The sequence below is a fragment of the Duganella sp. CF458 genome (genome assembly GCF_900113115.1).
GTDB lineage: Bacteria > Pseudomonadota > Gammaproteobacteria > Burkholderiales > Burkholderiaceae_D > Rugamonas.
Genome location: NZ_FOOF01000003.1, coordinates 285,626 through 299,855 on the forward strand (window position 1 = coordinate 285,626; position 14,230 = coordinate 299,855).

The 14,230-nt window shown below is 66.9% G+C and carries 12 protein-coding genes; 1 reads left to right on the forward strand and 11 read right to left on the reverse strand.

Annotated features, from left to right (window positions below; translation table 11 throughout):
* The first annotated feature begins 15 nt into the window (after positions 1–15).
* Complete coding sequence (locus BM269_RS06505; protein WP_090436196.1) at positions 16–333, forward strand: hypothetical protein; 318 nt, start codon at positions 16–18, stop codon at positions 331–333.
* Here the strand turns inward: BM269_RS06505 and BM269_RS06510 are convergent.
* From BM269_RS06510 to BM269_RS06560, 11 genes are read right to left on the reverse strand one after another with little or no spacing between them, the layout of a single operon-like run.
* Positions 330–1,301 (reverse strand): polysaccharide deacetylase family protein, encoded by a 972-nt coding sequence (locus BM269_RS06510; protein ID WP_229204521.1) that lies wholly within the window; start codon positions 1,299–1,301, stop codon positions 330–332. The genes BM269_RS06505 and BM269_RS06510 overlap by 4 nt on opposite strands.
* The gene (locus BM269_RS06515; RefSeq protein ID WP_090436197.1) at positions 1,291–2,583 is read right to left on the reverse strand and encodes a putative O-glycosylation ligase, exosortase A system-associated; all 1,293 of its coding nucleotides are present in this window, start codon (positions 2,581–2,583) and stop codon (positions 1,291–1,293) included. Before BM269_RS06515 ends, BM269_RS06510 begins: the two co-directional genes overlap by 11 nt.
* 13 nt (positions 2,584–2,596) lie before the next feature.
* Positions 2,597–3,967, reverse strand: a complete 1,371-nt coding sequence (locus tag BM269_RS06520) for a phenylacetate--CoA ligase family protein (RefSeq protein ID WP_090436198.1) — start codon at positions 3,965–3,967, stop codon at positions 2,597–2,599.
* Positions 3,964–5,109 carry a glycosyltransferase family 4 protein gene (locus tag BM269_RS06525; RefSeq protein ID WP_229204522.1) on the reverse strand — a complete coding sequence of 382 codons (1,146 nt, stop codon included), beginning with the start codon at positions 5,107–5,109 and terminating at the stop codon, positions 3,964–3,966. The genes BM269_RS06520 and BM269_RS06525 overlap by 4 nt, the downstream gene beginning before the upstream one ends.
* Entirely contained in the window at positions 5,106–6,320 is a 1,215-nt protein-coding gene (locus BM269_RS06530; RefSeq protein ID WP_090436303.1) for a TIGR04063 family PEP-CTERM/XrtA system glycosyltransferase, read from the reverse strand. The genes BM269_RS06525 and BM269_RS06530 overlap by 4 nt, the downstream gene beginning before the upstream one ends.
* A 2-nt stretch (positions 6,321–6,322) precedes the next feature.
* Positions 6,323–8,218 carry an XrtA/PEP-CTERM system amidotransferase gene (locus BM269_RS06535; protein WP_090436199.1) on the reverse strand — a complete coding sequence of 632 codons (1,896 nt, stop codon included), beginning with the start codon at positions 8,216–8,218 and terminating at the stop codon, positions 6,323–6,325.
* The gene (locus BM269_RS06540) at positions 8,206–9,375 is read right to left on the reverse strand and encodes a TIGR03088 family PEP-CTERM/XrtA system glycosyltransferase (protein WP_090436200.1); all 1,170 of its coding nucleotides are present in this window, start codon (positions 9,373–9,375) and stop codon (positions 8,206–8,208) included. Before BM269_RS06540 ends, BM269_RS06535 begins: the two co-directional genes overlap by 13 nt.
* 10 nt (positions 9,376–9,385) lie before the next feature.
* The gene (xrtA, locus tag BM269_RS06545; RefSeq protein ID WP_090436201.1) at positions 9,386–10,939 is read right to left on the reverse strand and encodes an exosortase A; all 1,554 of its coding nucleotides are present in this window, start codon (positions 10,937–10,939) and stop codon (positions 9,386–9,388) included.
* On the reverse strand, positions 10,936–12,180 hold the full coding sequence (locus tag BM269_RS06550) for a TIGR03087 family PEP-CTERM/XrtA system glycosyltransferase (RefSeq protein WP_090436202.1): 1,245 nt from the start codon (positions 12,178–12,180) through the stop codon (positions 10,936–10,938). The genes xrtA and BM269_RS06550 overlap by 4 nt, the downstream gene beginning before the upstream one ends.
* Positions 12,181–12,183: 3 nt before the next feature.
* Positions 12,184–13,386: a FemAB family XrtA/PEP-CTERM system-associated protein gene (locus BM269_RS06555; RefSeq protein WP_090436203.1), complete on the reverse strand. Its 1,203-nt coding sequence runs from the start codon at positions 13,384–13,386 to the stop codon at positions 12,184–12,186.
* Positions 13,383–14,228: an XrtA system polysaccharide deacetylase gene (locus BM269_RS06560; protein WP_211482666.1), complete on the reverse strand. Its 846-nt coding sequence runs from the start codon at positions 14,226–14,228 to the stop codon at positions 13,383–13,385. Before BM269_RS06560 ends, BM269_RS06555 begins: the two co-directional genes overlap by 4 nt.
* Between the last annotated feature and the right edge of the window lie 2 nt (positions 14,229–14,230).

Here is a 14,230-nt window from a genome sequence, read left to right on the forward strand (position 1 = left end):
TAACCGGAGCCACACATGCGTCTCACCCCGCGGGAACTTGAGTTGTTGATGCACGAAGTGGAGCAGGAAGACCCGATCGATTTTGCCGACCTGCCTTTCAACGAACAGGAATTGCGCGAACTGGTCGCCAACCATCTGTGCGAAATGGCCGACGCCATGGCCAGCTTCAGCGAGGAAGACCGCCGCCTGACCTTGCTGGCGGTGGCGGCCAAGCTGGTGCTGGAAAACCTGGTGTTGCACGTGCAGCTGCTCAGGCGTCACGGCTTGCCGCTCAACGAACAGACTGCCGCCCTGCTGTCGCGCCTGCGCAAGGGCGACAGCGACGGCGCTTAAACGCGCTCCGCCGGCTGCAGCATATTGCGCGCCAGGCGCAGACCGAACTTGCCGATGCCCTGGTCCCAGGGGGTGAAGCGCGGCAGCTGATACCAGTCCGTTGCGCCGCGGCTGGCGCCCCACGCCGTGGAGACCGCGGCGTCGAAGCCCATCTCGCGCACCATGGCAACGTGCTCCGGCAGGTAGTCCTGGCCCGGCTTGCCGTTCGGGTAGGCAAACATGCGCACCGGCGCGTCGAGCGCCGCTTCCAGCGTGGCCCTGCCCTGCGCGATTTCCTGGCGTGCTTCCGCGGCCGGCAAGCGCGCCAGGATAGGGTGGTTGACCGTGTGCCCGCCGATGCCCATGCCGGCCGCGTGCAGGGTGCGCAACTGGGTGCTGCTCATCATCAGGTCGCGCGGCAATTCGGCGCCGGACAAGCTGGCCACCTTGCCGACTTGTTCCAGGCGCTGCACCATCGGCAAGTATTTGAGCTGGCCGATCAGGGCGCCGATGGTGTGGCGGCGGGCTTCCCAGCTTGCCAGGCTGTGGCGCCCGAGGCCGAGTGCCGTCGCATCGAACACCTCGCCCGGCGCGCGGCGCACCGACTCAATCACGCTATCGTTCCACATGCGGCCGCCATCCAGGAAGCCGGTGGCAATGAAAAAGCTCGCATGCAAGCCATGCTTTTGCAGCAACGGCAGGGCTACCTCGGCATTGTCGGCATAGCCGTCGTCGAAGGTGATGCAGGCGCTGCGCGCCGGCAGCCTGCCCTCGGCAGCCAGCCGCACGGCATCGAGCAGGGGCAACACATTGAAGCGCGACTTGAGCCAGCCAAGCTGGCGGTCGAACTGTTCGCGGTGCACCTCGCCCGGAAACAGCGGGTCTTGCGCCGGCAGGACGCGATGGTAGATCAGGATGGCCGGCGCCCGCCGGCCGCCGCCGGACAGCAGTGACAGTGCACCGCGCTCCAGTTGCCGCTTAAGCCACACCTTGCGCCTCCGTTTGCTGCGCGGCGCGCGGTGGCGCCGCTGGTTGATTCAAGGCCTGTTGCACCAGCAGGCGGGTCGCGACCATCAGCACCATGATGTAGTAAGGCACGTCGAAATAGGCCAGGCTGAGGAAGGCGCCACCGACCATGAAGCCGATCAGGCTGACCTGCAGCATACGCACCAGCTTGCTTGCCCATTCCAGTTCAGGCACCTTGCCGGCGTGCCGGATCACCCAGGTTCCGTTGCGCCACACCACCAGGTACATCAGCAGGAACAACGCCAGGCCGACATAGCCGTGTTCACCCAGGACCTGGAAGTAGATGCTGTGGGCGGCGTGGATATCGTCCGGATTGGGCGCATACAGCTGGAACACGTACTTGTTGTAGATCTGGAAGCCGCCGCCAAACAGCGGATGGTCGTTGGCCAGGTTGATCGCCATTTTCCAGGCATTGATGCGGCCCATCGCCGAGCTGTCCTGCTCATAGGTGTTGATGGTATCGATCCGGCTATGCCATTGCTCCGGCATGAAGACCAGCGCCAGCGGCGCCAGCACCACCATCAGCGCACCCAGCTTCAATTTGTCCTGGCTCTTCAGCCAAAGGAAGCCCAGCATGGCGGCCAATGCCACTGCCGCGCCGCGCGAGTAGGACCCCAGGGCAGCCAGCACGCATAGTCCCGCTGCCGCCCACATTGCGCGCTTGCCCCATTTGTTGGCGATCAAGCCTGTCAGGAACAGCATCAGCGGCACCACCATGATCAGGGCCAGCGCGATCTCGTTATTCCCTTCGATGAAGGTGCCGGTCGGTCCCCATACGCGGTACGCGCCGGCGCTGCGGATGGTGAACAGGCCGCCTTTTACGCCATAGAAGCCGAGCGAGATCACAATCGCCCACACCACCATTTCGATGTCCTTGCGGGTGCGCACCAGCATGGCCACGACCAGGGTCATCACCATGATTTTTGCTACCTTGTTCAGCAGCGGGAACGGGCTTTCAGGACCGATGGCAAACAAGGCCGTCAGGCACATCCAGCCGGTAAACGCCGCCAGGATCCAGGTCAGGCCGGTATTCGGGAACTTGACATCCTTTGACTTGGCCATCATCGCCAGCAAGGTGGTCCCCGCGATGATCGCCGCGAACGGCATGCTTTGCGCCCATCCCCAGCTCTGGGTATGCGGGTTCATCACGCTGATCCAGATCCACAGCACGGCACCGTAGAACGGGCGCTTGAAGATGAAGGGCAGCGAACCGAAAACGATCAGGGTAATGATTATGTCGCGCATGGCGCCTCCCGGCTTACTTCGTCAATGCGTTCCATGGAGTCTCCAGCTTGGTCACGCAATAGCGGTACTTGCCGCTCTTTTCCGGCAGGATTTCCGGCACCAGTTCCACCTCGATCTTCACCTGCGTTCCCATGCGCGCATGGAAGCCGGCCTCGACGGCCAGCCGCGCCTTGTCGTCGAAAACGCCGTCGTACACGATCTGCACGCGCGTCCAGTCCAGGGTTTCCTGGATCACCTTGAAGGCGCGCACCGCGGGCAGGTCGCGCATTATATAGGCCAGCGCGGCGCTATGGATCAGGGTGCCGTCCTGGTTGATCAGGAAGTCGGTGGTGCGGCCGTGGATCTCCTTCAGCACCGGCAAGGTGCGGCCGCAGCTGCACGGCGCGGTGTCCAGCGCGCCGACGTCGCCGGTGCGATAGCGGATGAAGGGGAAGTCGCCGGACTGCAAATGGGTCACCACGATCTCGCCCGACTCGCCGGGCGGCAGCTGCCGGCCTTCCGGGTCCAGCACTTCGATCACGATGTCTTCGCTCGTGATGTGCAGCTTGCCGGCCGGGCATTGGTGGGCGATGAAGCCGGAATCGCGGCCGCCGTAGCCATTCGCCACCGGGCAGCCGAACACGCGCTCGATCTGTTCGCGCTGCGACTGGTACAGGCATTCGGACGTGACAAAGGCGACGCGGATGCCCAGCTGGTCGAGGCGGATTCCCTTGTCTTCGGCATGCGCGGCGATGCGCGCCAGCACGGTCGGGTAGCCGAACAGCATCTTCGGCTTGCGCTGGCGGATGCGTTCCACGTGGCCATCCAGTCCGGCTTCGGTGGTGGCGAAGGCCGACATCAATTCGGTGCGCATCAGGGTGTCGCGCACCATGCGCACGCGGTCCTGCGCGCTCAACTCGATCGGCGAACCCCAGATCACGATTTCGCGGTCGCCGATATCGACGTTCCACCAGCGCGTGGCGCGCCATTTGGCGGCCACGTCATGGCTCACGCGGTGGCGGCCGACAAAGAAGGTGAGCGGCGCGCCGGTCGAGCCGCCGGTGTTGTAGCGCACCAGGTTCTGTGCATCGTCGGCTTTCAGCGTTTCGATGTTCGCACGGATGGCCGCCTTGTCCAGCAATGGCAGGCGCACCAGGTCGGGCACGCCCTTGAAGTCGCGCGCGGCGTCGAAGCCGATGCGGGCAAAAGCGTCGCGGTAATACGGTACGTGGCGCTGCGCGCGCAGCAACAGGGCGCGCAGGCGTTCGATTTGCAGTTCCTGCAGCCTGGCCGCCGGCCAGTACTGGGTCTGTTCCATATGGCGGCGCACGGCCACGCTGCTGTGCTTCTTGAGCTTTTCATGCAGCGGGAACAGGATGCCGGAAACCAGGGCGGTATAGATCATGGGCGGCGCCCTCCTTTGCTTGCCAAGGCCTGGCGGTAGACGTCCAGCAGGCGCGGCTTGACGCTGGACCAGGCGTATTGCGCCACGCTGGCGCGGCCGGCGCTGCGCAGCGCTTCCGCCAGCGCCGGATGTTCGGCCAGGCGCAGCACGGCCTGCGCCATGGCGCCCGGATCGGCCGGCGGCACCAGCAGCGCGGTCTTGCCGTCCTCCACCACATACGGTACGCCGCCGACGTTGGTGCTGACCACCAGGGCGCCGCTGGCCAGCGCTTCCAGGACGGAGTTGGGCATATTGTCGACCAGGCTGGGATTCAGCATGATGTCGGCATTGCGGTACAGGGCCGGCATGTCGGCCGTGTCGACCCGGCCGGTAAAGTGCACGGCATGCGCCACGCCCAGGCCTTGCGCCAGATGCTCCAGCTCGGCGCGCAGCGGGCCCGAACCGGCCACCGTGAGCTGGGCTTCGGGGTGGCTCTGGCGCACGATCGCGAAGGCGCGCAGCGCGCTGGCGTTGTCGTAAATGTCCTCCAGGTTGCGTGCCACCAGCAGCCGCAGGGCGCCGCGCACGCGCGGCGCGGCATCGGCGGCAAAGCGCTCCAGGTTGACGATATTGGGCACGATCACGGAGTCGATGCCGTGCTGGCCGAACACATGGGCCAAAAAGCCCGACGGCACGGCCAGTGCGGCGCAGCGGCGCAGGCTGGGGCGCATCCAGGCCGCCGACTGCTGGAGGAAGTTGGCCGCCTCGCCGCCCCGGTAATTGACCATTACCGGGGTGCCGCGCAGGTGCGCAATCCAGATCGCCGGCGCGGCGAACAGGTGCCACGACCAGCCGGAATTGGCCATCACATGGAATACCTGCACGCGGCCGGCGGCGCGCCACAGGCTGGCCAAATACGGCAGCATGCGGAACAGCGCACGCAGCCCGCGCAGCTTGCCGGCCCAGGCCGGGCGGTACGGTGCGTTGGTTTGCACGAATTCAACGGCGATGCCGGCGTCGCGCAGCAAGCCGGCAAGCTGCAAGGCCTGGTTGGCCATGCCGCCGGACGGCGGCGGCAACGGGCCGACCAGCGCAATGCGCTGCACTTCCGGCATGTCCAGCGCGTGCGGCTTGGCGGCGAATGCTTGCTGCGGCGCGTTCATGCCAGTGCCTTCTCCGTGATGCTGCCGTATACGTTGCGGTAGCGCGCCACGCTGGCGGTCCAGTTGCGCTCTTCCTCGACGAAGCGGCGGCCCGACTGGCGCAATGCCGGCCATTTCTGCGGCGCTGCCAGCAGCGCCAGCACCTGTTTCGACAGCGCGGCGGCATCGCCGGCGGCAAACAGCACCCCGGTGCGCCCGTCATCGATCAGTTCCTTGTGGCCGCCCACGTCGGACGCCACCATCAGGCGGCCTTGCGCCATCGCTTCCAGCGGCTTCAGGGGCGTGACCAGGTCGGTCAGGCGCATCTTGTGGCGCGGGTAGCACAGCACGTCCACCAGGTTGTAGTAGCGCTGCACTTCGCTGTGCGGCACGCGGCCGGTGAACACCACCTTGTCCTCGATGCCCAGCGCCTTGGCCTGCGCGCGCAGCGCCGCATCCTGCGGACCGCCGCCCACCAGCAGCACGCGGATCTCGGGCCGCTGCGCCAGCATGTCCGGCAGCGCGTTGAGCAGGATGTCCAGTCCCTCGTAGGCATAGAAGGAGCCGATGAAGCCCAGCACGCTCTTGCCCTCCAGCCCCAGTTGCTGCGCCAGCGCTTCGTCGCGCACCCCGCCGACGGCGAAGTCGTCGATGTCGACCGCGTTGGGAATCACTGCCACCTTCCTGGCCGGGATGCCGCGCCCGATGATTTCGCTGCGCAAGCCTTCGCAAATGGTGGTGGCGGCGTCGACGCGCTGCAAGGCCCAGGTTTCCATGGCGCGCGTCAGGCGGTAGCGCAAGCCCCATTCCTTGCTGGTGCCGTGGTCGACCGCTGCGTCTTCCCAGAAGGCGCGGATCTCGTACACCACCGGGATCCCCAGCTTGCGGCCCACGCGCAGCGCGGCCACGGCGTTCAGCGCCGGCGAGTGCGCGTGCAGTACGTCCGGTTTCACTTCCTGCGCCACTTCCAGCAGGCGCGCGGCCAGCGCGTTGATGACAGCCACCTGGTTCAACACCGGCAGCCTGGCCAGCGGCCCGCCGGCCGGCGGCGTGCGGAAGAACTCCAGGCCGTCGACCGTTTCGCGCGCCGCGCCGGAGGCGCCCTGCTTCGGGCTGGTGATGTGGAAGGTCTGCCAGCCGCGCGCACGCTGGGCCTGCAGGATGGAGCGCGTGCGGAAGGTATAGCCGCTATGCAGCGGAATCGAATGGTCCAGCACGTGCAGGATACGGATACTCATGCCTGCATCTCTTTTTTCAGGAAGGCTTCAAACATCAGCACGGTCCAGATCGGCGCGCTGTAATCGCGCCGGCCGGACAGGTGCTGTTCCACCAGTTCACGCAGGTAGTCCTGGTTGAACATGCCGGTGTCGGCCAGGGTCGGGCCCAGCAAGGCCTGCTGCACGCGCTCGCGCAGCGGACCGCGGAACCAGGCCGCCAGCGGCACCGCAAAGCCCTGCTTGCGGCGGTACAGGATATCGTGCGGCAGGTACTTCTCCATCGCCTTCTTGAAGATGTACTTGCCTTCGCTGCCCTTCAGCTTCATCTCGGGCGGCAGGCCGGAAATCCACTCCACCAGCTTGTGGTCCAGCAGCGGCACCCGCACTTCCAGCGCGTGCGCCATCGAGGCGCGGTCAACCTTGGTCAGGATGTCGCCCGGCAGGTAGGTCTTCATGTCCAGGTACTGGATCATCGACAGCGGGTCGTCGGTCGGCGACTTGGCCGCGTGCCCGCGCATCACGTCGATCGCGCTATAGCCCTGCAGGCCGGCGCGGAATTTGGCCGAGAACAGGCGCGCGCGCATGGCGTCCGACATGATCGAGACGCCGTGGAAATAGCCTTCCACCAGGTCGCGCGACAGCGCCTCGAAGGTGGTCTTGGCGCGCAACACGCGCGGCGCCCAGTCGGCCTTGGGATACATGCGGCCCAGGGTGCCGAACACCGGCTTGCGCAGCGCTTCCGGAATGCGCCCGCGCACGCTCTGTTCCGCCATGGCGTAGCGGTAGCGGCGGTAGCCGGCCAGGTTCTCGTCGCCGCCGTCGCCCGACAGCGCTACGGTGACGCGCTTGCGCGCCAGCTGGCATACCCGGTAGGTGGGAATGGCCGAGCTGTCGGCATACGGCTCGTCGTACAGGTGGGCCAGGGTATCGAGCAGGCCGTAGTCGTCGGTATCGACGGTTTCCACGAAATGGTCGGTCTTGTACAGCTGGGCCACCTGCCGCGCGTATTCCGATTCGTCGAAAGCCTTGTCCTGGAAGGCAATCGAGCAGGTATGCACGGCGCCTTCGTCGAGGCCGGCCATCATCGCCACCACGGCGGAGGAATCGACGCCGCCCGACAGGAAGGCGCCCAGCGGCACTTCCGCCACCAGGCGGATCTTGACCGCTTCGCGCAGGCGCTCCACCAGCTCGCCCTGGGCGTCGCTCTCGGTCATCTTCTCGTGCAGCTTGAACGGCACGTCCCAGAACTGCTCCGGCCTGGCCAGCGGCGCGCCGACCTTCTGCGTCAGCCGGAATCCGGGCGACAGCTTGAGCGCGCCCTTGTAGATGGTCTTCGGCTCCGGCACATAGCCGTAGGCGAAATAGTCTTCCACAGCCTGCGGGTCGATATCGCGCGGCAGCGAAGGATGCATGCGCAGCGCCTTCAATTCCGAGCTGAAGGCGAACCAGCCATCCGGCGTCATGGCGTAGTACAGTGGCTTGACGCCCAGGCGGTCGCGCGCCAGGAACATCACCTGCTGCTTGCGGTCCCACAGGCCGATGGCGAACATGCCGCGGAAGTGGTGCACGCAATCCTCGCCCCACTCCTCCCACGCGTGCACGATCACTTCGGTGTCGCTCTTGGTCTTGAAGGTGTGGCCGAGCGCCTTCAGCTGCGCGGTCAGTTCGCGGTAGTTGTAGATCTCGCCGTTGTAGCAGACCATCACGCTGCCGTCCTCGTTGCCGAGCGGCTGCTGGCCCATCGCGATGTCGATCACCGACAGGCGGCGATGGCCGAAGCCCACGCCCGGTTCGATGTAGATATCGCCTTCGTCAGGCCCGCGATGGTGCTGGGTGTCGTTCATGCGGCGCAGCAGCGCCTCGTCCACCGCGCGCGCGCCGCGCGCATCCATGATCCCTGTTATTCCGCACATGATGGTACTGGCTTTCTTATCTTGAGCTTGCGTTCGCACAAGCTGTCGTACATTTCCTGGTAGCCGGCCACCATGGCCGGCATGCTGTACTTGCGCAGCACCCGCTCGCGCCCCGACTGGCCGTGGCGGCGCGCCAGTGCCGGCGCTTCCACATAATGCTTCAGCGCGGCCGCCATGGCTGCGGCATTGGACGGCGGCACCAGCTGGCCGGTGACGCCGTTGTCGATCACTTCCGGAATGCCGCCCACGCGCGTGCCCACCACCGGCAGGCCGCTGGCCATGGCTTCCAGCGCCGAGCCGGGCGTGCCTTCGGCAATCGAAGACATGGCGAACACGTCGAAGCTGCGCAGGATGTCCGGCACGTCGTTGCGCGCGCCGGGTAGCCAGACCGCGTCGGCAATGCCGGCCGCGGCCGCCTTGTCGCGCAGCTGTTGCAGCAGCGGGCCGTCGCCGACCACCGCCAGGCGCAGGCGCTGGCGCAGCTGCGGCAGCAATTCGCGCAGCAGCAGGAAGGCATCCATCAGGGTGGCGTGGTCTTTCACGTCCTGCACCCGGCCCACGGTGCCGATCACGATTTCACCGTCGTTGAAGAAGGGACGCGCCTCGCTGTCGCCGCGCACGCGGAAGCGCTCGGCGTCGATGCCGTTGGCCAGCATGCGGCTCTTGGCGGCCGGCACGCCGATCACCTCGCGGTTCCACTGCTCCATCGCGGCCGAATTGGCATAGCACACGTCGTAGAACGGCAGCATCAGGCGGCGCAGGAAGTTGTGCTTGCGGTTGCTGCCGTCCGGGTCGGTGTGGTCGCGGCCATGGGCGCCGTTGACGCGCACCGGCACGCCGGCCAGCAGCGCGGCAGGCGCGTATTCGATGGCCGAGAAATTATAGGTGTGCAGCACGGCCGGCTGCAGCTGGCGCAGCAGGCGCCACAGCACGCCATGGGTGGCGGGCGACAGGCCGGGCTGCTTGCCCAGCGTATGCACGGTGACGCCCGGCTTGTGGATGCGCTTGACGAAGTCCGGGTTGACGCGCGTCAGGCACACAATGGCGTGGCGGTAGCGTTCGGCCGGCATGCGGTTGATGCGCTCGACCATGAGGTTTTCCATGCCGCCAAAATCGAGCGCATACGTCAGGTGGACGATGAGAGGGATGTCGTTCATGGCAGCGCAATCAGGGGCGGCGCGTGCCGGCCAGGGACTGGTCCAGCGGCGCGAGGTTGCGATCCAGGAAGGCACGCATGGCGGCGCGCGCCACCGCCGGGTCTTCATCGTAGGGGGCGAATACCATCACGGCGGCGCCGTCGCCGTTGCCGGACAGCAGTTTGCCCTTGACCTGCAACAGTTTGCCGACGTAATGGCTGCTGGTCATGCTGCCGTTGACCCAGTACCACTGCCACACCAGCAAGCGCCGGCCTTCCAAGCCGAGCATGGCTTCGCGCACGGCCATGTGGCGGCCGCCGAAGCTTTCGTCGCGCAGGTCGGCGCTGTTTTCGCGGTACGCGGCCTTTTGCTGGCCGATGCGGTTGGTCGAGCTGACCAGCTTGGCGCTGCCGGGCGCATCGCGGTAAAACAGCACGGTCAGGCCGACCGGCGGCGCGCCGGCAAAGGACTGGCGCAGCGTACCGCTGGCCGCTGCGTAGTCGGGCTGCCAGGCGGTGAACTCCGGTGCGGCCGGCGTCGGTGAAACCAGGGCCAGCTTGACGGCCGGGGCGGCGGTCGCGGCCTGGTCGGCGCGCGCGGCCAAGGCCGGCCAGACCACCAGCACGGCCAGCACGGCCACGCCGCCGCCGATCAGCGGGCGCAGCGGCAGCGGCAGCAGCGCCTGGCTGGTCAGCGGGGCTGCGGCGGCCGCCGGGCCGTCTTCGCGCCAGAAGCTGCCGACCCAGAACAGCAGCAGCATCACCAGACCGAAGAATACCCAGCCGTAAATCAGGTGGTCGACGCCGACCGCCAGCGTCATGCCGCTCAAGTGGCCCATCATCACGATCATATACGCGCGCACCCCGTTGGCTGCCACCGGCACCAGGATCGAGGCCAGGATGAAGGCGGCGCGGCGCCAGGCGGTGCGGTAGCTCAGGTAGGCGAACAGGCAGCCGAGGGTGATCGACGAAATCAGGTAGCGCAGGCCGCTGCAGGCATCGACCACCGACCAATTGCCGCTGGGGATGGAAAAATTGTTGCCATCGCGTAGCACCGGAATCCCGGTCAGGCGCAGCGCATCGACCGTGAAGTCGGCGGTCAGGTCGATCAGCGGCGGCACCAGGCTCTCGCCCACCGGCACCGCAAACAGGATGAAGGCCAGCGGGAACAGCAGTGCGCCGGCGATCCGCCTGCCCAGCACCGCCAGCACGGTCAGCGGCAGCATGGCTGCCAGCGCGTACTGGCGCACGATGCTGACTTCCGCCAGGTCGGCCAGCAGCCAGGCCGCGCCGAAGGCTGCCAGCAGCAGCAAGGCCGGCCAGCACGGCTGCAGCGGCAACTGCTGCAGCGCCCAACGCTGGCGCCATACCAGCCACAGGCTGATGGGCAGGATCAGGAAGCCGTGCGCAAAGGTCTCCGAGCGCTCCCAGATGTGGGCCACGCTCAACGCCGTCTCATGGAACACCAGCAGCGGCAGCAGCATGACCAGCGCCACCAGCAGCGCATTGCGCGCGCCGGCCAGGGGCCCATGCGATGCGGCCGCGCCGGGTGCGGCGGCCGGTCCGGTGGAAGGTAAGGTATTCATGCCGGGGTCCAAAGGGCTGGAGCTGCGCCGGCGTCCTGCGCAGCGGGGGGGTCGATCATGCGATCCAGCGGCGCCAGCCGGGCGTCCCAGCTATACGCCGCCAAAACGCGCGCGCGGGCAGCCTGGCCAATCGCCGCCAGCCCTGCCGGTGGGCCGGCCAGCGCCGCGCCGGCAGCGGCCAGCCATTGCTGCGCATCGTCGGCCAGCAGCAGTTCGCGGCCAATCCCGGCGTCGATGCCTTCCAGGGCCTGCGGCGTGACCAGCACGGCCTTGGCCATCGCCATCGCTTCCAGCACCTTGTTCTGGATGCCGCGCGCCACGCGCAGCGGCGCCACCGACAGCGCGGCATGCGCCACATAAGGACGCACGTCCGGCACGGTGCCGGTCACCGTGATGCCCGGTTGCGCGGCCAGGGCCTGCACTTCGGCCGACGGGCGGGCGCCGACAACGGCGAAACGCACCGCCGGGTCGCGCGCGCGCAGCGGCGGCAACACTTCCGAGGCAAACCATTGCACGGCGTCGACGTTGGGCCAGTAATCCATGGCGCCGCAGAACACCAGCACCTTATCGGCGGCGGCGTAGGGGTTGGCGAATTCGCCGGGGGCGAAATACGCGGTGTCGACGCCGTTGCTGAACCAGCCGGTGCGCGCCGCGCTTTCCGGCGCCAGGGTGCGGAACAACTCCGCCTCCGGCGCCGACACGAACAGCGAGGCGTCGAACGCGCCGGCTATCTTGCGCTCATAGCGCAGCAGGCGGCTGGCCTCGTAGCCGAACAGCGCGCTGGCGGGCCAGGGCTTGCGTTCGGCGTACTGGCGCCATTTGTCGGAATCGACATCGCAGAAATCGACGATGCGGCGGGCCTGCGGCCAGGCTTCGGCGTATTGCGCCATCGGCGAGGAAAACACCACGATGCGGTTGATGCCATGCTGCTGCATGGCCTGGTTCACCCAGCCTTGCAGGCCGGCGTCGCGGTAATAGTCGTAGGACAGCGAGCGGTTGCGCAGCACGGCGCCCAGGCTGCGCACGCGCGCAGCGCGCGGCGACAGGGGCGCGAAATGCGCCGAGGCGCACACCGCCTGCACGGTCGGCACATGCTGCCAGTCGTCCGGGTCGTCGACGAAGGTGGCCAGATGGACGCGATAGCGTTGCGCCAGGTGCTTGAGCAAATGCCAGGAGCGGATCTTGTCGCCCTTGTTGGGCGGGTAGGGCATGCGATGCACCAGCAGCAGCAGGTCGTCCACGATTTACCCCAGGTTCTTGACGATATAAGGGCCGAGCGCATTGGCCAGCGGCAGCGGCATCGCCTTCCATAGCTTGATGAAAAGCTGGTATTTCGGGTTCAGCGGGTTCACGTCCGGCAGTGCATCGGCCGCGAACAGCTGGTATTCATAAGGCAGCGGCTGCGCCGTGAAACCCCAGTTCTTCTTGAAGTCGAAGGCGCCGGTGCCTTTCTTGCTGCGGCCGAAGTCGAACATGCGGTAGCCCTTGGCGGCGGAAGCCTGCATCAGGTTCCAGTACATGAAGTCGTTGCCCGCCACCTCGCGCGCGATCTCCATGCCGCCGCCGTAATATGGCAGCACTTCGTCGCGGAAGAAGAAGCTCAGCACGCCGGCCACCAGCTTGCCGTCCTGCGTGATGACGCGCACCTCGCAATCGTCCTTGAAGGTTTGCTTGAGCAGGGCGAAATACTTCTTCGGGAACACCGGCGTGCCGAGGCGGTGCACGCTGCGCGCGTAGGCGGTGAACATGCGCTCGACGTTGTCGTCCACCTCGCCCTGCAGATTCAGCTTGATGCCCTTGCGTACCATCGCGCGCTGCTTGCGCGGGATGGCGTTCATATTCTCTTCGTCGTCGCCGCTGATCGCCTTGCGGAAGGTGTAGTACAAGTCCTTGCCCTGCCATTTCGCAGCGCCGGGATGGGCCGGCGCGTAGTTGCGGTACTCCAGGTGGCCCACGCCAAGCGCGGCGGCCAGTTCTTCGGCGGCCTGGTCCAGCAGGGCGCGCGCGGTGTCGGTGACGGCTGCCACGCCGCCGTATACGCAGAACGGCAGCGAGGCCAGGTAGTGGCCGAACATGCGGCTCTTCATGCGCGCCAGCGGCAGCACGCCGGTGATCACGCCGCCCTCCTCCACGTAGAAGAACCAGGTCGGGTGGCCGTAGCATTGTTCGATGACCGTTTGCCAGCCGGCGCGGTGGAAGAAGGTCGCCTCGGGACAGTGCGCGACGAAGGCGTCCCAGCGTGCACGTTCGTCGGCACCGCTGCCGAGCAATTGCACCAGAACCGGCAAGCCCGGGCCGGCGGCAACCGCGTGGCCGGTGTCAGGCGCTTGTGCCTCACCCTGGTTTACCGGCTTGCCGGCAGCGACCGCCAGCGCAGTCGCCGTTTCCGCCTCCGCCTTGGCCCGTGCTGCGCGGCGTTCTGCCGCCGCTTCGATAATCGACGTCATTGCTGCCCCAGGAAAATGCGGTCCATGCGATCCCACGCGAAATCGCGCGTCAGGGCCCTGATGCGCGACTCCATGCGGTGCAGGTTGACGTAATGGCGGAAGCGCGTCTTCAGCCCCAGGCCTTCCGGGCGCGGCTGGCCGGGATCGAGCTCCCACGGGTGGCAATAGAAAATCGCGGGCTGGCCGTCTGCCCGGTTTACGCGGCGCATCATGCCACGCGACAGCGCATACGGCAGCAGGCGGAAATAGCCGCCGCCGCCGGCCGGCAGGTTGCGCTGGCCGATGCGCACGGTGGTGATCGGCACTTCCAGCAAGCCTTGTTCGCCGTTCGGCCGGAAGGCAAAGCGCGGCGCATCGGGCATGCCGTAATGGTCGTGCGCAATCGGATAGATCGAAGAACTGTAGCGATAGCCCGCTTCCTGCAGCACATCGAGCGCCCACAGGTTGCCGGGGCCGATCGAGAAGCTGGGCGCACGGTAGCCGATCACCTGCTGGCCGCCGATGTCTTCCAGGATCTTCTTGCTGCTGGCGATATCGTCCAGGAACTGCTCGCGCGACTGGTCGGACGCGCGCAGGTGGCCGTAGCCGTGGCTGGCCAGCTCGTGGCCGCCGGCCACGATGCGGCGCACCATCTCCGGATAGCGTTCGGCGATCCAGCCCAGCGTGAAGAAAGTGCCCTTGGCCTGGCCGTCGTCCAGGATGCCGAGCACGCGGTCGATATTCGCTTCCACCCGGCACTCGCGCTGCGGCCAGCTCTCGCGGCTGATGTGGGGTGCGAACGCCGACACCTGGAAGTAGTCTTCCACGTCGATGGTCATCGCATTGCGAACCGCCGCGCCCATGC

Bases quoted from the DNA above. Each gene is read 5' to 3' on its own strand.
- BM269_RS06560 (WP_211482666.1), bottom strand. From the start codon at position 14,228: ATGGGCGCGGCGGTTCGCAATGCGATGACCATCGACGTGGAAGACTAC.
- BM269_RS06525 (WP_229204522.1), bottom strand. From the start codon at position 5,109: ATGAACGCGCCGCAGCAAGCATTCGCCGCCAAGCCGCACGCGCTGGAC.
- BM269_RS06505 (WP_090436196.1), top strand. From the start codon at position 16: ATGCGTCTCACCCCGCGGGAACTTGAGTTGTTGATGCACGAAGTGGAG.
- BM269_RS06535 (WP_090436199.1), bottom strand. From the start codon at position 8,218: ATGTGCGGAATAACAGGGATCATGGATGCGCGCGGCGCGCGCGCGGTG.
- xrtA (WP_090436201.1), bottom strand. From the start codon at position 10,939: ATGAATACCTTACCTTCCACCGGACCGGCCGCCGCACCCGGCGCGGCC.
- BM269_RS06515 (WP_090436197.1), bottom strand. From the start codon at position 2,583: ATGCGCGACATAATCATTACCCTGATCGTTTTCGGTTCGCTGCCCTTC.
- BM269_RS06520 (WP_090436198.1), bottom strand. From the start codon at position 3,967: ATGATCTATACCGCCCTGGTTTCCGGCATCCTGTTCCCGCTGCATGAA.
- BM269_RS06555 (WP_090436203.1), bottom strand. From the start codon at position 13,386: ATGACGTCGATTATCGAAGCGGCGGCAGAACGCCGCGCAGCACGGGCC.
- BM269_RS06540 (WP_090436200.1), bottom strand. From the start codon at position 9,375: ATGAACGACATCCCTCTCATCGTCCACCTGACGTATGCGCTCGATTTT.